Genomic DNA, 20,830 nt, shown 5'->3' on the forward strand with positions numbered 1-20,830 from the left:
AGTAAACGAATAACTTATATATATATTGGTAAAAGAAATGTACACAATCATGAAGGTAAAACTAGGTGAAATTCACTAGAAAATCCGAGAGAATTTATCGCAGATTTCAAGCTGCTGTGGAACAAAAAATCACGCCCTCCATGGGGAGGACGCAATATGGATCAGATTGATTTCATGTGTGATCATCGTCATTAACGCTTTCGGGCAACCACCGCTAACCGACCATTTTCAGTCGAGTACTCACACGTGGAGAGTACAATAAGTTTGTCGCCATATTGAGCTGTTACACCCGTATCATAGAGAGCGAGTTTTCTGATGTTCTGAACATATGAATCAAACTCAGCTGACGAATTCACATGTTCAATCTGGTAGTATTTAAAAACGTCGTCCGATTTGCGATACACTTTTGATAGAATAACAGCCACAATCTCATACTCCGCCTTTTCGTAAAGCGTACTAAACTGGAACGTAGCATGTTCTTGATAAAAACTTTCGTTCTTGTACTTCATTAAATCTTTAAACATCCAACCACTTTTCATGTGATGACCATGAACTAGCAAAATGTCTGAATCGTTGGTCGCACTATGCGCGTCCAAAAAAGGAAGGCCGCCTTGGTTTTCATTTTTATCAAAATCATGATTGAGATAGTACTCCGAATCCTGTGGGTTCTGCATGACTGGGTACTCAATTCGGGTACCGTCAATCTTCAGCCAGCCGAAGATGTCTGAGTTCCTCCCATAAAGCTCTCGGAATTCGGGAAGCATGACCGGCTCATTACCTTTATTGAACAAAAGGGAGGGGAATGCATCCCCTCCACTTTGGTTTGACCCTTCTTTCCAAACCTTTGTTAACTCTTCGATTTTCTGCTTCTCGGCATAGTCTCGCAAGAAAGTCCTCGCAATACTGACAAGAGAGAATACCAACACAAGCAAGGAAACAGCGATAAGAATTTTTTTAGTTTTGCTCATTTTCTTACCGCTTCCCTTCCATTACTGGATGTGCTTTTTCTTCTTGTTACCGAGCAGACAGAACCCGATCGTCATTAAGGACATCAGCGCCAATACCATATACAAGAATGGCGATACGCTGTTATCTCCCGTTTTCGGAGCATGGTCCAACTCGTTGCTAACGTTCTTATTCTGATCGTTACCATTGCTTGACTCGGGCGTTACGTTGCCCCGATCTGGCGTTACGTTGCCTGGATCAGGCGTTACGTTGCCCGGATCTGGCGTTGCGTTGCCTGGATCTGGCGTTGCGTTGTCTGGATCTGGCGTTGCGTTGCCCGGATCTGGCGTTGCGTTGCCCGGATCTGGCGTTGCGTTGCCTGGATCTGGCGTTGCGTTGCCTGGATCTGGCGTTGCGTTGCCTGGATCTGGCGTTGCGTTGCCTGGATCTGGCGTTGCGTTGCCCGGATCTGGCGTTGCGTTGCCTGGATCTGGCGTTACGTTGCCCGGATCAGGCGTTACGTTGCCTGGATCAGGCGTTACGTTGCCGCCACCGTTGTTACCATTACCGCCGGTGCCGCCACCAGAACGAACCGGCTTCATTGGCACGTCGTATCTTACAATGTCAAAATCGACTGAAATTGTACCACTCGTGTGTGTTTCATATCCGTCCTTCGTTACGATTAGATAATAATCGGCTTCAGGGAACACCATGTACGCATAGAAACCATTTGTGTCACTATCCTGCTCTGGGCTTGCGTTGTCGTGCGGTGGGAAATTCGGAACCGCAGGGAGCGTTACTTTTGTACCCGGAATGCGGCCTTTATCTCTATTGCGCTGAGTGTCCGCATAATACAGTGTAACTTTAGCTCCTTCAATTTTCTTCCCAGTGTTGGCATCTCCTGTCGTTTCATCATAAACCGTACCGTAAGGGTCCACCAGTTCCTCGGAGATATTAAGCTCTCCGTTCGCTTTCACGTCCAGTTGCGTTACTTTGAGGAGCAATTCTTCGCCCGTCTCAGCTTCATAACGAACTTCCATTGTGTACTGCTGTTCACTTAGCCCTTCCACGGAGAACGTTCCATTTGAAGCCATCGGGAATGCCTTAGGGCGACCGTTTTCTTCAATATAAGTCCCGTCACTGTTCCTCAAATAAATATGCATGTGGCTGGTGAACAAATCGTTGAACAGTTCTGTTGTTCCGTTCAGTTGCTTGAACAGAATAATTCCCACAGCCGTAATGTCTGCTGGAACGGTCTCGTCCGTTACACTGCTGTTCACATTTGCTTTTTGTGTAAACTCGACAGGCACATCCTTACCACCTACCCGATACCACTTCATATATGTGATCGTGTAGTCCGTATCCGCTACGGCTGGAATTGCATATTCACCCTTCTCATTCGTATGCGTCTGAATCTCTTCGCCTGTCTTCAGATCGGTTATCGTAATCGGCGCATTCGGAATGACTTCTCCTGTGTTGTTGTTACGCAATACGCCTTCCAGATAAGGGCGAGTATTGACAAAATGTGCTTCAGACACTTTTTTCTCTGGAATTGTGCCCGTGTGAGTGAGACTCTCTGGATCTGTCACATAACCATCTTTCGTATACTCATCCTGAGTCACCTTATACTGGAGATTGGTTGGCAGTCCCTGTACAGTGAGCGTCTGACCATCTGTAAGTTCGAAGGTATCTCCGTTCTTGATCATGCCCTTGCTGCCGTCTGACTTCACATAGTCGTAGGATTCATCCGATCCGTCACCTGTGAAGGTAACCGTGTACTTGAATGGCATCTTTTTGTCGTCATCTTTGCCTTTAACTGTGTTGCTGATTAACAGGCCGCCCTTCAATACTCGTACATTCGTATACGGGGCATCTTCATCTTGGCCCTTCATGACTCCGTTATAATACCGTCCTTCAGGAATAGTCACGTATTCATCGATGGTGTATTCCTTCTGGGTAACTGTATATTTCAGATTCTTAGGCAGACCCAAAATATCCAGTGTCTCTCCATCTTTGAGCTTGAAAGTATCCCCGGACTTGATCGTGCCTGGTGTACTCGTCTCGCCATCCGACTTCGTATACGCGTAGCTTCCATCCTTGCCTGTGTCCTCAAAGATGACGGTATACTCGAACTCCTTCGTCTTGTCGCCGCCGTTGCCCATAACCGTATTGCTCACGGTCAGCTTGTTAACGGTTCTTTCATTGACGAAGTCTGCCTGGTGATCGCCTCTATTCACGATTGTGCCAGACAACTCTCTTGTCTCTGGTGTGGTCGTATAGCCGTCAACGGTCGTATAATCGGCCTCGGTTACGGTATAATCCATACCCGCAGGCAATGCCGGCAGCGTCGCAGTTTGCCCGTTCTTGAGGATAATCTTGTCTCCGTTCTTAATCGTACCAACCGTATTATCCGGCTTCATAAAGGTGTACTCTCCGTCCTTGCCTTCGCCGATGAAGGTCACGGTGTACTCAAAATCCTTTAACGGATCACTGCCGTTCCCTTCCACCTTATTGGTAATGGTCAGCTTTCCTTGTGCTGGCGTAGGTACGACCAGCGGATTATCAGAGGTTACTTTCACGCCGTCTACCCAGATGGGCTTCCCAGGCGTATTCCCCACATATACTTGATAAACTCTTGTCGTTGGCAGCCAAGTATTTGTGTCAATATAAGTTTCCTTCAGCTCATAATAGCCTGGATCTGGGAAAAGCAGATTAAGTTTTCCTCCGCTATCGGTTGTTCCTTGGGTGATTTGAGTTCCGCCATCCTTCTTATAGAGTGTAAACTCTACGCCTTTTAGCGGATTGCCATCGGGATCTACCTTTTTCAGGGGCAGCAGGGCGTTGGAGCTTGAACTGCCGGCAACGTCAGAACTGTCCAGCGTGCTTTCGCTTCTGGCACTGACAGATTTCAGATTGTCATCGCCCTCCAGCTTTACCTCGTTGCCCATTTTGTCTCCGGCTTTCACTTTAGACGGATCAACCTCTGTTTGGTACACAAACTGGTAAAAATTGTTAGGGTTGTTCATTTTGAATTTTAGAATGGTGGTGCCTCCTGCGCCTGGTGCAGCTTCTACCTGAACTTCAGCATTCGGGTCGCTAAGGTCCAGTGCTGCACCCTCATGTTCCAGAGCACCACTAGCAGTCAGTTTAGCAGGATAGACCGCCATACTCGGCGCTGTCAGCACAAGCTTTCCGTTTTCTTCATAGCGCAGATTCATGCCTGCACCAAGGGTATCCTGCAGGTAAACGTCCTGCTTCATGTTAAATGGCGGGGTATAGTTCACCGTCCATTCAAGCACCCCTGGAACTGGCTTTGTTACCGATTTGCCCAAGGTCTGAATAGGTGCGATAATTTTGCGTTGTTCGGTAAGGACTTTCTCTACTCCGCCCCATGTCATATGAAGGTCGGCTTTGTTATACAGCACCTGCTTGTCTGTACCGTTGGTCGTGTACTCGTCCAAATATTTCGTCAGGGCTTCATTGGAAGGTCTTGCCTTTACCAAAATGACATAAGGGCCTTCCAATTTAGAGAAGGTGAAGGTGCCTTCGTTGCCGCTATGGGAGAAATTCACCACATGAGCAGGGTCATTTGGCTCGATGATTGAAACGGCATTATTTCGAGTCCCATAGCCAGTGCCATTTCCATTATCCGAGTAGCCCTTATACAGCTCATAATCCCGACCATTTTCAAAGGGGACAAATTCCCATCCCGCCGGCAAGGTGTCCACCAGCTTCACATCGGTGATGACCCGGCTTCCACCGCTTTTCGCCATTTCATCCGTGTTGTAGCCCGGCATATTAACGCTTAGGCGGAAGGTGACCGTTTTGGTTGTCCGGTCATAACCAGCCAAGGTGTATTCGTCACCGCTTGATGAACTGTCATAACCGATATAACGGTTAACGCTGTTCGGAGTATACCATGTGTCGGCCGTCCCGTCCTTCTTAATAGGATAGGATGCCGTAAGCATATCCTTGTTCAGCATACGCAGATGAAGATTGGTGTAGTTTTCCGCTTTTTTTACGGCTTCGCCGTCAAATAGCAAAGCCCGATTCCAGCGTGATTTCTCTGTGTTGATATCCTGTCTGTAGAGGACATCCGGGTTGGTCTCAAGTGCACGGAAGCTGAAGGATGCAGCTTGGTCTGTGTATCCCGTCACCTTGATCAAATCTGCGACGACTTCTCCGTCCACCGTCAAAGGAATGGCTTTCATAGTCAAGCTGCTCGCATTAGTTACGCCCTTCAAGGTTCCCGGATCATACTGCTTCCAAAGCTGAGCGGTATTAACATTTGCCTTGATTTTTGCAATCGTTTCCGGGCTAACCTCGCCGGTTGCATCCACTGCATTATCCAAGACGTTCAAATCCCCGCCATGCACTAACACGTCGTATACCACCGCATTTGGCAGGGCATACTGTGGCGCTAGATTGACAGTCCATGTGATGGCGCCGAGGTTGTAATCCTCTGTCGAAATAGATCCGCTTTTTGTAAAAGTATGCGCACCGATCGTCACGATTGCCTCGTCAGTTACCGCGACAGGTCTTGTACCAGTTATCACATCATTGTTCTGAATACCGCCTGGTGTGTCCAAATTCCAGTTGGCACGCGGGTCGATTCTGAAGTTGGAACCGCTTGTTACTTTACTCTTAATGATCAGTTCCACTTTACCGTTAATATCCTCAAAGGAATAAACGCCGTTCGCATCCGGTGTAATCGGTTGTACCTTAGATGCAACGCCATCCACCCATGTCTGCCATTCAGCTGATAAAAAATCCAGCCCAGCAGGTAATGCATTTGTGATAGTAAAGTCCTTTAAACCTTTTTTGTTATACTGGTTAACCGCGACTTTCCATGTAATGGTTTCATTCGCATGGTCATACGAGGCGTTGGCTTGAATCCAGTCGGGAGCAAAAACAATTTCCTGACTTCTATTCGCAAGCACAACATTGCCATCTTTCAGCTCCACTTTGCCATTCATGTTCACAGCACGACCAGGATCGCCCGATGGACTCCGATACTCGTAATAGTAGCCTCCCTTTGGAATCCAGGTTTTATATTCGACCTTCGGAATCTACACCCGTTCCCGGCGGGAAGACATAGCTTAGAGCGCCATTGGCATCGATGGTTGGTTCTACCAGCTCATCATTTACTTTGAATGAATCTGGCACATAGATACCACTGACTCGATACGAAGATGAAGGGGAATCCATATTATAGGATGCAGGGTTCGTATAGAATGTCTTCCCATCCAACGGTAGTTTAATTGTATTATCAAACTGATCGAAAGCAGATACAGTAGACTGCCAAGTAATCGCTCCCGCTACAAAGAAATCGGGGTTAATTATGCGATAAGCCCAAGAACTATTTTTCATTCCCGGTGAAGTCAATGTGAGATTGTATTTCGCTGTAACATCCGGGTTCTTTAGCTGATATGCTCCCCCGAAAATCGAGATAGGCTTTGAATCGCCATATTCTATGCCATTCAAATCCGAATTGGCAGTAGTTTCAAAGCTGAAGAGAACACTTCGTCCAACACCATTGAAAAAGTCATCATGACCGTTAAATTCAATCCTGATGCTATCCGGAGTGAAGTAGGCGGTACCGAGCTGTTTCATCCCTGTTTCAGTCTGTGCATTCAGGGTTTTAGTAGCTTTCGGTAGCACCACTTCCTTGAAGTAGTCTTCTCTCTTCAGCTCAATCCAGTCACCCTTTTGGATGTATTTTCCGGGATCTGCATTGGTTGGATTCGGGTCGTCACCATTTACTGGTACCTTGAGACCTTCTGATATGAGAGTAAATGCCTGTCGGCCCTGAATCGTACCGCCCGGGGCAATGTCATTTCCCTGCGTCACCTTCAGCGGAAAGGTTGAGTTAGCATCCATGAACACCGCTGTTTTGTCCGTCGGGTCAACCGCCATCTGCTCAAACGTGCTAGTAGATTGCGGAGTGGGCTCCGCCTCAGGCGTCAACGATGGACTGTCTGCAGAAGGTTCGTCTGACGCATCGTTCGCATTTCCTTCCTCCAGTGCCGGCGACGAATTGTCTATCGACGGTTCAGCTGAATCATCGTTCACTTCCTCCGATTCTGACGAAGGATTGTCCGATGGCGTCTCACTTGTTGTGTCGTCCACCACTTCAGGTGCTAATTGCGATTCGGCTACGTTCTGTGAGCCGGATTCTTCATCCGCAAATGCAGCAGCAGGAAACGCCACAGTTTGCAAGACAAGCAAAATTGCCAAGCAAATCGATAGCATCGTTTTACCTATACTGCGTTTTTGTTTCAATATGAAAATCTCCTCCTTTTCTGAAAATTTGGCTGGGGTCAGCAACTTTTTGCCCTTTCCTTGATGATCTTTAGAACTTACAACAGAAAGTGACAAAATGAGCCAAATTATATGGCATGCTTGACCATTCTAATATAGAGACCTCTACAAAATCTAAACAATGGCCAATCTATGTTGGCGCAAAGTGAAATTACGCCTCTATTAAAGAAAAGAGTTATAACATCCGACATTAAATTAAGGGTATTTACAATTTCTTTGTCTAGTGACCCGGTTATAAGGCTTTTAATCACCTACCAGGCAAGTGAATGCCAAATATTCCAAAATAGATCAAGGAGGCTGTAAGATGATGAAATTAAGCAAACTCGCGACTGCAACTGCACTATCTGTACTGTTAAGTGTATCCATGGCAGCTGTTACAGAGGCAGCAGGCCAGCCGCAATTTAAAGACGTGCCGAAGCAGCATTGGGGTTATGCAGGTATTAGCTGGGCTATTGACAATGGACTTGCCCAAGGAGACGGACAGGGGAACTTTCGTCCATCTACTGCCGTAACTGAGCCGGAGTTTCTGGCAATGTTGATGCGATTGTATAAGGATGATATTACGCTCCCTTCCACCGATTCTACCGATCGTTGGTATACCCCATATTATGAAACTGCATATGCGATGGGATGGCCAGTCCGTTATGGAGGATCTTCAGCGGCATATTCAAGAGGTGAAGCTGCTGCCTTGATTGCGTACGCAGCTTCAGGTGAAGAAACAGATACAACCACCGCGATTCAATATTTGCTCAATCAAGGGATTGCCAATGGGAAGACCTCCAATACCGTAAAAGGTTTCGGGGTATCGGACACGATTACTCGCGCTGAAGCGGTAACTCTACTCAAAAATGTGAAAGAGAAGTTACCCTCTCTATCAAAAGTAACAACAGAAGGCCTTACCTTGCTCGAAATTTCATTAGGTGACTCCGAAGCAGCTGTCATCGGTAAGATCGGCCAACCTGACCGGAAAGACGCAAGTGGGTATGGATTCACTTGGTATATCTACAACAAGGATTATGCCAAGTATGCTCAAATAGGCATCGAGAGCGGAAAAGTCGTCGCATTATATTCCAACGCACCTGGCGTATGGAGCTCGGACAATGGTATTCAGGATGGCATCACTGTAAGCGAGTTATCGAGTCTGATCGGGGAACAAATAGACCCTTCTAGCACATCGTATATGACGAGTAAGCAGTTCGAGGATATTACATATTATCTGGATACCTCCAGTAATCAGAAAGTGGATGCCATTTTGGTGAGTAACAGGATCGCAACCGCAACCGGAGCTCATGCTTCTGGAGCTGGTAATCGTGAAGAACAAACACACGCCATGGAGCTGCAGGTATTCGACCTTGCCAATGTATTTCGACAGAAGAATGGCATCAGTCTCCTGCAGTGGGATGACCATATCGCTTCAACAGCGAGGAAACATAGCCAAGACATGAGTGACCGGGAATATTTCAATCATAGTAATCCAGAAGGACAGTCTCCATTCGACCGAATGAAGGCCGATGGTATCGTTTACTCCAGAGCAGCGGAAAATATAGCTTATGGGTACATTGATGCCATGGACGTACATAATGGCTGGCTGAACTCCTCCGGGCATCGCAAAAATATGCTGAATGGCAACCTCCAGCGTCTTGGCGTTGGCATTTTCGGAACCTATTATACCCAAAACTTTTATACGCCAAAATGAATAGACTCTCCGCCCGAATGCTTATGTAAGCGAAGCTTAGTTACGAGGGGAGTACTGAAGATCTGATATCTAAGCATGAAAAAACACATCCTACATTGAGATATGGCACTCTCCCAATAGGATGTGTTTTTCTGTTTTCATATAAGGTTTGAGATTGAATAAGTTCTACATTATGAAGCTTTGGCTGCAACAGCTTTTTCAATTAAAGCTTTGGCATCATTATTAGTAAGGCCTTGTTTAGGTTGGAGCGATTTTTTATCAGTTCCACCAAGAATACCTTTGTCAATCAGTTTTGCCATAGGCTTAATTGCATAGGTAGACACGGTTTTGCCATCCTCGAAACCAGCAATGATCGCAGCTGCATTTTTATCCGTAGCTTGATCGTTTACCAATTTAGCAAGAATTGTGGCAGCTTCCTCACGCGTGATGTCCCGATCAGGATAGAAGTTTCCACCATAACCTTGAATGAATCCAGCGTGCGTAGCTTCAGCAATCGCATCTGCATATGCAGCATTGGCAGCAACATCCTTGAATTCAGGTTTCGTAGCTACTTCGTTTAGTTTCAACATGTCGACCAGAGCACTTACAAATTCAGCACGAGTAATGCCTTCTGTGTTTACAGGTGTTTCTGTTGGCTCGGTAGATACAGCCAGGTTCGTGATACGTCCTACATTTTTAGCCTCGATGTTACCGCCTTTATATGTTTCAACAATGTACTCGTAGAATACATCCAGATCGATAGGACCTGCCAAGGATGATTTAGCATCCAGCAGCACTTTATAGTTGTCTCCACCTGCGGCCATGAAGTTGTTAACTACAGCTGTATATGTTTTTGCAGGATCTACTGGTGTTCCATCTTCCAGACTAAGACCAGTAATGCGTTCTGCAACTGGCTTATTGAAATCTGCAGTGTACTTCAAACCAGAGATTTGTAGTGTTTTGGTATTAGGTGTACCGTCAGCATTGGTACCCCATTGCTGCTGCAACAAGGTTTTAACTTGTTCACCAGTCAGCTCCAGTTTCACTAGAGTATTACCGAATGGTTGGATTTTAGCAAGATCAGCAAAGGTCACATCGCCGTTTGGCAGATCGGCACGAATACCACCTGGATTCATAAATGCAAAGTCAGCATCGGTTGCTTTATCACCAAAGTCTGCTTGACGCATTGCATCTGCAATCAGGTTACCTAGAGGGGCTTCGTTATTATAAGCATCTGTACGCGTAACAGAACCATCCGTTGTACCTACTGGCTTTGTCAGCTCAGGATGCTTGTCCAATGATTTTTTAATAATAGCCAACGTCTCAGGGTCTTCTTTTACACCCTCTTGGAACGTCGTTGTAATCGTAGCTGATTTTTCAGTTACATCCCCGGTAGCAGGGTCAATCATCAGCTTGATATCTTCAAATGCCGTACCATATGAATAAGCTTGTACGATCAACTTTCCATTCACTTCACCGTTAGCCAAAGCATGATTGTCACCTGCAACGATAACGTCAACTGGGGAATCTGCTGGTAGAGCTTTTGCCAAATCAGCCGCTTCTCCTGTTGTTACGCCTTCCTTGGTGGTTGCTGGATCATGCGCCAAGACAATGATCGTTTCTACACCTTTATCTTGTAACTCTTTTGCGTATTTATTAACAGCTTCCACTTCTTCTTCTGGACTTAAGAAACGCACACCAGCGGTACCCGATGGGGATACTTTGGCAGGTGTAGATTTCGTCACTAATCCGATGAATCCGATTTTGACTCCGCCTACTTCTTTAATCACATAGGGCTGAATCAATGTTTTGCCAGTGGCGGTTTCAATGACGTTTGCATTGACGTAATCAAATTTTGCACCAGCATGCGTTACCTTGCCTTCTTTGGGATCAAGACCACCAAAGATTTGTGCTTTTAGTGCAGCGATACCATGGTCGAACTCATGATTGCCCAAGGAAGCTACATCAAAGCCCATCATATTCATCCATTCCATCGTTGGCTCATCACGGTCGAGAGATGAGACTGGAGCAGATGCACCAACAGAGTCTCCATTATGGAAGAGTAGGGAATGTTCATATTTGGCTTGAGCTTCCTTGAGATAGGTTGCTAGAATTGGGGCAGATCCTGCCTTTTTATCACCAACCATCGATGTGGTATCTAACTGACCGTGCAAGTCATTGATTCCAATCAAGTGTACTTCTACATCGTTGCCTGCGGCAGAGACAGAACCTGCTGCGCCCAATAGTTGGGTGAGTAGTAGTGCAGTAGTAGCCACCCCAACTGTACTTTTACTCACAAATTTTTTCCAAGACATGAATTACAAAACCCCTCTCCAATTTCAGATCCTGTAATATTTTAGCATAAATTTATTCTTAAATATCGTAAAGTATATGAAACCAATGTAAAAATTTCAGAGTTTTATAGAGAAAAAACGGACGGACTGTAAAAAGATTTATATATATCTCAATTGGGTTATTCTTAGTTTTACATAGAAATATATGGCTTTTATCTTTTAAGTTGCTATAATGGTAAATAAAGTATTTAACTGGTAGAGTACAGTGAACCAACTATCAATACAGGCATCATTCTGACGTTACAACTCCCCAAAAGCATTACTCACTACATCATTCAAAGCATCACACTATCCATTTAAGGAGGTGGTCCTGAGACCATAGAGGCTCGTAATTCCTCTTTTCCACCGATGGGGAAAGTGTTGACCTATCCTTCACCACGCCTAACTGAATGCAACAATGTATCACATAACAACATAAATAATATACTTATCTATGTAAAACCATTATATGAAATGTAGGAGTGTGTCCAATGAACAAACGACTTTTCCCTAGATCTATTCGAATTCTTATGGCTTGCTTGTTGATTCTTGCATTTGCCGTACCAGCAACGGCTTCTGCGGGTTATCTTGGAGATAAGCTCACGATCGGTCAAAGCATGGCGAAGGGTGACTATCTCACCTCCCAGGATGGTAGATTTTCAGCCATCTGGCAGAATGACGGGAATTTTGTCATCTATCAAAACGGTTCTTCTCTTTGGAGTAGCGGGACTAGTAACAGCGGGGCTCTTTCGTTCAAATTTGAATCGTTTGGGAAGCCGGTAATGTACTCTTATGGCGGATCATATCAAGATGTATACCAATATGGTTATCGTTATGGATTCAATCCTGTCTCAGGAAAATATGAGTATTACTACGGTTGGGGCTATGACCGGGTTTGGGTAACTGATACTTCAACACTTCAATCTATTTGGTCTCCCAATACCAGCTCATGGATTGCAGGCCATCATGGGAGCAGCTTGCCAGCTAACACAACGGGTGACACACTGGTCATGCAAAGTGATGGAAATTTAGTTCTCTATAACACAACCCTGACCAATAGTAATTATCCGAATAGTTGGATTCCGGTCTGGGCTTCCAATACGGGCGGGCGCTAAAATAGATGGAGAGCCGCATAATGCGCGGCTCTTTTTTGGTTTATCTGGGGAAGGACAACTTCATCACTTACGTTGCCTTCTCTTCTGAAATGACAATCCAACACTGATGCCAACAAGCGGGAAAGACGAAATGGTTTTAAGCATCGGTGAAACAATCGGTCAAGTCGTTGGACTCTTCAACGATAAAGGCAGCTCCCAGCATTGCCAAGGATTCAGGTGTAGTGTTGGTCAAAAACGGCACCATCAACCTAACTGGGATTCTTGAAGCAATTATACTACTTCAAGAGCCTTCAAACTTTTCAAGCGATCTATCAGCGAAAAAAAAACAACCATTGACGACTTCAGGTCATCAATGGTTGTTTGCATTGCTTATTACTTATCGATCAAGTTAGTTGCTTTCAGCATTCTTGCCATCAATGCGGTTACCTCGGCACGAGTCATTTGTGCTTTCGGACTAAGAAGCTCAGGTCCGTTGCCTTGAATAATTCCCGCAGCGATCAATTGTGCAACATCCGCTTTTGCCCAAGCGGCTACACTTGCGCTGTCTTCATATTTTTCCAGGGTGGAAGCGATCTGTTCCTGACCAGGCAAACCTTCGGACTGGATCAAGCGGTACGCGCGGGCAATCATCGCGAAACCTTGCTCTCTTGTGATTTGCTGACCACCGTTGAAATTGCCGTTGTCATACCCGCGAACGATGTCAAATTCATTCGCAATTGCGACAGCATTGCCATACCACACATTGGCCAAAACATCCGGGAAATCCGCGGTTTGCGCATCCGAATGCATCAGTCCCAAGCCGAGAACGACGATCTCTGCAAACTCAGAGCGGGTTACGCTGCGGTCTGGTGAGAACGTGTTGTCGCCGTTCCCTTTGAGATCCAGTCTTGCGGCAATGTTGTTGACATCTTCCTTGCCCCAATGGGATTGTACATCCGCAAAATCTTGCGGGTTCCAGATGACCGAATAGGAACCACTGCTACGCAGATCATTAATTCGTGCAAAATAGCGGTTGTTCATCTCAGTTACTACCGTTGGCACATGATATACGCTACCATCCGGATTAATAATAACGCCTGTGGTAATCCGGTTCGGGTCGATACCTTCCGGCAGAGCGATGTATCTCACCGAATATCCGTCCAGTTGACCGCTTCTTACCGTTTCTCCGTCATGGCTGAATGTCAGATCCAGATCGACCGGATCGACCAGCAGCTCATAACCTGCATCTGCTGCCTTATTCTTCGCAGACGAAATCAGTGCTTCCGAGGAACGTTTAATATCAATACGCACCGCAATGTCGTTCAGCGCCGCATTGCCCAATTGTCCAGTGACTCCGGACAGGTTTACATTCGAAGCGGGTACCGGATAAATCGCCAGCAGATTGCTGACATTCAAGCTGGCTCCCTTATCATTCAATTGTTTCAGTGTGTCTGCTGTAAAACCTTCAACGGACATGTCGCCTGCTTTCGACGAATGCACCGCCAAATCCTGACCCTTGCCTTCGGAGATGGCAGCTACCAGCTTGTCCTTATCAATCGTTACCGTCGCTTGGTCACCATTTACCGTGCCCGAAGCGAACGATACACCTGAACCGTTAACGGTTGTTACGATGTTCTCCGGTTTCACCGTGTTGTCGGTCGCTGGTGGAGTCGGTGGAATAGTTGGATTAACTGTGCCCGAGTTACCACCACCGGTGCTGCCGCCACCAGTGTTGCCACCGCCGGAGTTGTCGTTACCGGAGTTGTCTCCGTTCAATACTACGAGTTCTTTCAGCGCCTTTTGTAACTTGGTCAGTGCCTGATCTACATCGGCTTGAGTCGCGTTCTTGTCTTCCAGCACACGATTCGCTTCTGCAAGCTCGCGTTCTAGGTTTGCCCAGCTTGCTGGGGTATACTCGGATGCGGTCAAGCCTTCCGATAGAGCCACTTCCCTTTTCAGCTCTGTTTTGTTCACTTCCCCAGTTCCGTTTGGTACGGTATAAGTCACCGACTCCGATGCTGCCGAATCTGCATACGCTGGGTCATTCGACTTCGCCGTTACCGTAATGGTGTATTCACCAGGTGCTAACGATGGTTCTAGAGTCGACAAGTCAAGTTCAGTTCCGCTTGGTACAGAAACTGGTCTGATATTGCCTTCACTATCCGTTATGCTCACTTCGTAGCTTTCTGCATTTTCGACTGCATCCCACGTTAACTGATCTTCAGTCACTTTCACGTTGCTTGGTGCAGCTAATGAAGTTGCTGGGGTTGGTACGGTGTACGTCACCGGTGCCGATGCTTGCGAATCTGCATACGCTGGGTCATTCGACTTCGCCATTACCGTAATGGTGTATTCACCAGGTGCTAACGATGGTTCTAGAGTCGACAAGTCAAGTTCAGTTCCGCTTGGTACAGAAACTGGTCTGATATTGCCTTCACTATCCGTTATGCTCACTTCGTAGCTTTCTGCATTTTCGACTGCATCCCACGTTAACTGATCTTCAGTCACTTTCACGTTGCTTGGTGCAGCTAATGAAGTTGCTGGGGTTGGTACGGTGTACGTCACCGGTGCCGATGCTTGCGAATCTGCATACGCTGGGTCATTCGACTTCGCCATTACCGTAATGGTGTATTCACCAGGTGCTAACGATGGTTCTAGAGTCGACAAGTCAAGTGTCGTTCCGCTTGGTACAGTAACTGGTCTGATATTGCCTTCACTATCCGTTATGCTCACTTCGTAGCTTTCTGCATTTTCGACTGCATCCCACGTTAACTGATCTTCAGTCACTTTCACGTTGCTTGGTGCAGCTAATGAAGTTGCTGGGGTTGGTACGGTGTACGTCACCGGTGCCGATGCTTGCGAATCTGCATACGCTGGGTCATTCGACTTCGCCATTACCGTAATGGTGTATTCACCAGGTGCTAACGATGGTTCTAGAGTCGACAAGTCAAGTGTCGTTCCGCTTGGTACAGTAACTGGTCTGATATTGCCTTCACTATCCGTTATGCTCACTTCGTAGCTTTCTGCATTTTCGACTGCATCCCACGTTAACTGATCTCCAGTCACTTTCACATTGCTTGGTGCAGCTAATGGAGTACTCGGGGTTGGTACGGTGTACGTCACCGACTCCGATGCTTCCGAATCTGCATACGCTGGATCATTCGATTTCGCCGTTACCGTAATGGTGTATTCACCAGGTGCTAACGATGGTTCTAGAGTCGACAAATCAAGTTCAGTTCCGCTTGGTACAGTAACTGGTCTGATATTGCCTTCACTATCCGTTATGCTCACTTCGTAGCTTTCTGCATTTTCGACTGCATCCCACGTTAACTGATCTTCAGTCACTTTCACGTTGCTTGGTGCAGCTAATGAAGTTGCTGGGGTTGGTACGGTGTACGTCACCGGTGCCGATGCTTGCGAATCTGCATACGCTGGGTCATTCGACTTCGCCATTACCGTAATGGTGTATTCACCAGGTGCTAACGATGGTTCTAGAGTCGACAAGTCAAGTGTCGTTCCGCTTGGTACAGTAACTGGTCTGATATTGCCTTCACTATCCGTTATGCTCACTTCGTAGCTTTCTGCATTTTCGACTGCATCCCACGTTAACTGATCTCCAGTCACTTTCACATTGCTTGGTGCAGCTAATGGAGTGCTCGGGTCTACCTGTAATTGCCATACCAAAGCATTACCTTCACCATAAGCCGCATAAAGATTTGAATTGTTGTCGGCAATCAGATTCTCCAGCCCCGTCAAACCGCTAGTGGCTGCTTGTCCAAAGTTGCCTCCCGCAGCCATCCGATTTTCTGCGGTAATACCGGCTTGTCCGGTAAAATTATCGGATAGAGTAAGGAACGTATTGCCTTGTAAATTAACGTTTCGCTCGGTCTGTTGGCCCGATACTTTATTCCCCGTAATATGTGCTGTACCGGAAAGATTGAACTTACTTCCCGTGAGGACATTAACACCACCGCCACTATTGCCAGTAATTTCGCCTCCGGTCATATTGAACTGACCTTTATCGCGGATAACAACTCCTCCGCCACTATTTTCAGCCATTATGCCTCCGGTCATGTTGAACTCTGAGTTATAATCAATTAAGACCGCACCTGAAGACGCATGCGTATTACCTGTAATTATTCCTCCGCTCATTTCTACAACCGCTCTACTAGGGAGATCACTTTTGATGTAGATTGCACTTCCTCCATGTGTGGAAGTACTATTACGTAAAATAGTACCTTCCTCAATGATCAGTTTTGAATCATTATAGACGTTCATTATTCTTCCAGTGAAGGCTCCTACCTCACCCTTGGCATAAATAGCATCAATAATAATATTTTTTAATGTAAGCTGACCTTGCTCAAGATGCATAAGTGTGTCTATATCTCCCGTCTCACCTGTTGCCGCACCTTTACTCGATCCACGCTGAATCACAGCAGTATCTACGCCGGAGGCCGTAGAAATCGTAACATGCTTGTTGTCTTTCAAATGAAGATAGTACATTTTGCCGTTATTATCAGCTTTGACCGACAAATCGATATTGTCCAAGACATATATCGTTCCTCCATCATTCACCTCTTGATAGGCTTTGTACAATGTAGCGTAAGGATGGTTTCGAGTTCCATCATTTGTGGTGTCACTGCCACCGCTAGATACATAAACATCAGGTGAAACTGCAAATTTTCTACTTACAGGTTCCGACTGTGTATTATTTTTATTAGCTGTAACATTGATCGTATAAGCACCTACACTCAGGGCATTAGCAACTGGAAGCTTCCAGTTCCCGTTCACGTCAGCAGTTACCTCTTCAGAAACGACGATAGACTGGTCTGCTGCACTAACGATCTTAATCGTTACTGTAGCATTAGGTTCTGTTACCCCGCTCAGCGTCGGTTTTTTTCCTGTTACCTCACCATCGGTACTCGGTTGGTTCAAGTCATTCTTGAATGCTCGCCATACCAAATTCTGACTTGCATCATAACTTGCAAGAATAGCGCCAGAGTCGGCAATCAGATGCTCGATACTGCCCAAACCGGCTTCTGTTGCTTGTCCAAACTGCGTCCCTGGTACCATACTCTGCGTGGTAATACCTGCCTCTCCAGTATACACACCGTTTAGAGTCAGAGTTTTATTGCTTTCCAGGTTAACATTCAGCGCTTTGCCTGAATTATCTGTATTCCCCGTGATACGCGCTTCGCCCGAAAGGTAGATCTCTCCGCCGTTGGTACCGCGAGATTGAACTCCTCCGCCAGTATTGTGCGTGATTAGGCCACCGGACATATAAAATTTTGTCCCAGAATCAACTGCGACCGCCGCACCTGTCAAATCACGCTTATTGCCTCTAATTTCCCCACCTCTCATTTCTACAACCGAACCAGGATCCTTGAGATGGATTACGCTTCCTGGAAATTCAGAATAACTACCACCTAGAATAACACCTTCTTCAATGATTAGTTTTGAACCAGCATAGACATTAATTATTCTTCCACTGATCTTCTGATTATTGTAATTACTATCAATGATAATATTTTTTAATGTTAGCTCGCCTTTAGTTAAATCAAAATGCGTATCAAGAGCATTAGTACCACTTGGCTCCCCACGCTTAATCGTAACAGTATTTACTTCAGGGGCCGTAGTTATCGTAACACGCTTGTCTAAGTTAAGCTGAAGTGCCTCTGAGTTTTTAGTTGTTTGTGTGATATCGTCCAGGAGGTAGATCGTTCCTGTCCCCCCGTCACTAATCTGACTATAAGCCATACTCAATGTAGCATACGGCTTCTCCTGGGTCCCATCACCTGTTTTGTCATTGCCTCCGCTGGATACACTAGATACATAAATTTCCAAATTTGTTCCTTCTTCAGCAGCATAGCTGACTTGCATTCCTGGTCTTAACCCCATGCCCGTGAAAACTAGGATGAAAATTAGAAACATAATCCCGAATTTCCTTAAATTAATGTTGTTGCTAAGCATTTAGATCCATCCCTTCCCAAGAATCGTATGATATCTTTTAAAACTCTACATTCTCCCTCACTTTCCTCTTTAACTACTATGTCAGGGTCATAAGAGCTGTAGTTTTCGACTTAGAAAAACCGATACCGGCTATTTCACAGCCCCCGACTCCTTCAATAGAATAACTAAAACCCCCATCCAAAAAGCAAATGCCAATAGACGGAGGTTTCCATCGTATTCGGCAACTGGCTGGCATAGGTCAATAGAACCATTAGCCCCTGTAGCTTTGCGTCCCCGCCTTTCAACAGGTTTGCTCTTATCGTACGGGTTTTATGTGTAATACTTGGTAACAAAACTACTTAAATATTGAGTCTTTTTTTATAAAAATGCAAGGTGCTCAAGTCTTATTTTTGTTGTATTTTATCATATTATGTCTAATATAGTACTTTGGTAGCTTCTTTTGATATTATATGCGAAAAATCTACATGTGTCTGTTAGAGATAGAGTCTCCTGAAAGAACTGCCTCTGATTTGCAATCATTCATCATTTCACCACTCCAAACCATTGACCTCCCTTTATTTAAAGGTACTTCACCTGAGGGTCCCTACCCTTGTGAAGAGCGATTCGGTGAGCATAGCTCTCGTTTTCTTGGGGAAAATCATATCACTGATCTGACTGATATTCTCCCATATCGATCCTTCTCGCAGTAAGATAAGCTTATTTATGTGTTAGACTACTAAAGAAGAATTGCCGATCTATACTAGAGAACGCTACACAACTGGATGCAGGCAGTTATAACGATAAACGTAGTTAGAAAGGAAACCCCATGAATAGTTCCTTGAAGCAACTAATGAAATCATTATTAGCACCAGCGTTTTCCGGTGCAATCATAGCCATTCTGATATTTTATCTTGATTACTTTCAATTCGAACTTGTTGAGAAATTTCTACTTTTTGCGGCTTTCGTCATTGTACCTCTTGTGATTTTACTTTTGAACCATGACGAGAAGAATAAACATCAACGAATGATTTATGCTGCTATTCAATGGCTTCAATTTCCCGCTGCGCTTCTTACCCTGACCTCGGTAATGAGTAGTAAGATGTGGGGGTTAGAAAGTACGGCAATCCCAGGGATTCTGTCCCTTGGGTGGCTACTGTTCACACTGCTGCTTGGCATCTATGGCTTGACCACTATTGTGATCTCTAAAGGAAAAGCAGCGGAAATAGCGATTGGCGCGGGGCTCGTTTATTTTTTTATCGGGGGCATTTGGTTTACCTTATATCAATATCAATTAAACCTCTTCCAAGCTAATCCTGCAACGCACGCGTTAAGTTCGCTCCACTTTCATTTCTCATCTGCTATCGTTCCAATTTTTATTGGTGCACTGGGACGCATCATGACGAAGAAAAGCTGGTATCCCTGGGTCGTTGCCATCGATATCATCGGACCCATCTTGATTGCTATTGGTATGATTTTCTCCAAGCCAACTGAATACATGGGTGTCACTTTTTTCGCCTGTAATATTGTGGTTTACACCGCTTATCTCCTTACTTACTTAAGGAAAAACGCTTTGGATAATAAGGCGAGCATCTTTTTAGGCCTATCTTGTCTAGCCTTTTACGCGGTTGTCGTCCTTTCTATTTTCTATCCGTTACTGAGAAACATGTTTTCCCTAACTATACTCGATTTCATTCCCATTTACGGATCTCTGCATGCGTTTGGTTTTGTTTTATGTGGACTGATTGGTTGGGTGTACACGGTAGACTTCATTAAGAAAAAAAAGATGGTCGAGGAGAATAGATAGGGTGATCATCTTTATGAGTGATTACATACAAAAATAAGTGGGCAAGCTGGATGGAACACATATATTCCCATCCTGTTGCCCATGCAAAAACATGAATTGGTGAATGTGATTTTCAGCCTGTCAATCGGCTTCATAGGAGTAGTTTAGTCAGGTTCGTGCTATAATAGTGTTCACATAAATAACATTCATCATTCTGCCGAGATGGCGATGATTAAGGAGATTGAATTTTGACGAACAACCATGATATTGGAGCAGTTAACGAACTACCGGAAAACTTTGAAGAGCTCAAACGAGCGGCTAATCGGACGTCAAGCTGGAGAGACAGACTGAATGCGGTGAACGAATTGGGGAACTGGGATACAGCCCCTACCATTAAGTTGCTGCAGCATGTTTTGACAAGTGATCAGGTGTTCCAGGTGCGTGAAGCCGCATATTTCAAGCTGAAGCAGTTGGATGAAGATGTACAAATGCCTGCCAAAAACAAAGGTGAGCTGTTTAAAGGTACTAACAAAATTTTGCTACGGATTAAAAAAAGCCTTCCTGAAGGTCACACATTTGAGCAATTTAAGGAAAAACTGCAAAAGACACGTCTGGATATTTATGATACTTACGAGGGCGACAAAGATGCTGAGTTCGACTCCTGGCTCCATGAAATTTGGGAGACACTAGGTAGAAGATAGCCGCCGTTCACCGTATAATAGCTGAGTAC

Annotated in this window: 9 protein-coding genes and 1 riboswitch; of the genes, 4 read left to right on the top strand and 5 right to left on the bottom strand. The window is 45.4% G+C overall.

What is annotated here, in order from left to right:
• Positions 1 to 191 precede the first annotated feature (191 nt).
• The 3 genes from srtB to M1D71_RS29100 form a co-directional block, all read right to left on the bottom strand.
• Positions 192 to 968: a class B sortase gene (gene srtB / locus M1D71_RS29090; protein ID WP_458124711.1), complete on the bottom strand. Its 777-nt coding sequence runs from the start codon at positions 966 to 968 to the stop codon at positions 192 to 194.
• A gap of 21 nt (positions 969 to 989) precedes the next feature.
• A complete protein-coding gene (locus tag M1D71_RS29095; protein WP_458124712.1) occupies positions 990 to 5,921 on the bottom strand; it encodes a DUF7601 domain-containing protein in 4,932 nt (1,643 codons plus the stop codon).
• Positions 5,922 to 5,994: 73 nt separating this feature from the next.
• On the bottom strand, positions 5,995 to 7,227 hold the full coding sequence (locus M1D71_RS29100) for a hypothetical protein (RefSeq protein ID WP_458124713.1): 1,233 nt from the start codon (positions 7,225 to 7,227) through the stop codon (positions 5,995 to 5,997).
• Between the two features lie 343 nt (positions 7,228 to 7,570).
• Here M1D71_RS29100 and M1D71_RS29105 point away from each other — a divergent pair, with 343 nt between their 5' ends.
• Positions 7,571 to 8,962 carry a CAP domain-containing protein gene (locus M1D71_RS29105; RefSeq protein WP_458124714.1) on the top strand — a complete coding sequence of 464 codons (1,392 nt, stop codon included), beginning with the start codon at positions 7,571 to 7,573 and terminating at the stop codon, positions 8,960 to 8,962.
• Between the two features lie 170 nt (positions 8,963 to 9,132).
• Here M1D71_RS29105 and M1D71_RS29110 read toward each other — a convergent pair whose 3' ends face one another.
• Complete coding sequence (locus tag M1D71_RS29110) at positions 9,133 to 11,256, bottom strand: 5'-nucleotidase C-terminal domain-containing protein (RefSeq protein ID WP_458124715.1); 2,124 nt, start codon at positions 11,254 to 11,256, stop codon at positions 9,133 to 9,135.
• 509 nt (positions 11,257 to 11,765) lie between these two features.
• On the opposite strand from M1D71_RS29110, the gene M1D71_RS29115 reads away from it, so the two are divergent.
• Positions 11,766 to 12,389 (top strand): hypothetical protein, encoded by a 624-nt coding sequence (locus M1D71_RS29115; protein WP_458124716.1) that lies wholly within the window; start codon positions 11,766 to 11,768, stop codon positions 12,387 to 12,389.
• A gap of 372 nt (positions 12,390 to 12,761) precedes the next feature.
• Here the strand turns inward: M1D71_RS29115 and M1D71_RS29120 are convergent, their stop codons facing one another.
• Positions 12,762 to 18,248, bottom strand: coding sequence for an S-layer homology domain-containing protein (locus M1D71_RS29120; protein ID WP_458124717.1), 5,487 nt, complete (start codon positions 18,246 to 18,248; stop codon positions 12,762 to 12,764).
• 306 nt (positions 18,249 to 18,554) lie between these two features.
• Positions 18,555 to 18,642, bottom strand: a riboswitch (cyclic di-GMP riboswitch).
• A 501-nt stretch (positions 18,643 to 19,143) separates the two neighbouring features.
• On the opposite strand from M1D71_RS29120, the gene M1D71_RS29125 reads away from it, so the two are divergent.
• Complete coding sequence (locus M1D71_RS29125; RefSeq protein WP_458124718.1) at positions 19,144 to 20,121, top strand: YndJ family transporter; 978 nt, start codon at positions 19,144 to 19,146, stop codon at positions 20,119 to 20,121.
• 227 nt (positions 20,122 to 20,348) lie between these two features.
• Positions 20,349 to 20,801, top strand: a complete 453-nt coding sequence (locus M1D71_RS29130; RefSeq protein WP_458124719.1) for a HEAT repeat domain-containing protein — start codon at positions 20,349 to 20,351, stop codon at positions 20,799 to 20,801.
• Positions 20,802 to 20,830 lie beyond the last annotated feature (29 nt).

Source organism: Paenibacillus sp. Z3-2 (genome assembly GCF_054161325.1).

What these genes read in the sequence shown, in the direction of transcription:
- srtB (WP_458124711.1), bottom strand. Translation starts at nt 968, where the DNA reads ATGAGCAAAACTAAAAAAATTCTTATCGCTGTTTCCTTGCTTGTGTTG.
- M1D71_RS29095 (WP_458124712.1), bottom strand. Translation starts at nt 5,921, where the DNA reads ATGAATGGCAAAGTGGAGCTGAAAGATGGCAATGTTGTGCTTGCGAAT.
- M1D71_RS29105 (WP_458124714.1), top strand. Translation starts at nt 7,571, where the DNA reads ATGATGAAATTAAGCAAACTCGCGACTGCAACTGCACTATCTGTACTG.
- M1D71_RS29110 (WP_458124715.1), bottom strand. Translation starts at nt 11,256, where the DNA reads ATGTCTTGGAAAAAATTTGTGAGTAAAAGTACAGTTGGGGTGGCTACT.
- M1D71_RS29115 (WP_458124716.1), top strand. Translation starts at nt 11,766, where the DNA reads ATGAACAAACGACTTTTCCCTAGATCTATTCGAATTCTTATGGCTTGC.
- M1D71_RS29120 (WP_458124717.1), bottom strand. Translation starts at nt 18,248, where the DNA reads ATGCAAGTCAGCTATGCTGCTGAAGAAGGAACAAATTTGGAAATTTAT.
- M1D71_RS29125 (WP_458124718.1), top strand. Translation starts at nt 19,144, where the DNA reads ATGAATAGTTCCTTGAAGCAACTAATGAAATCATTATTAGCACCAGCG.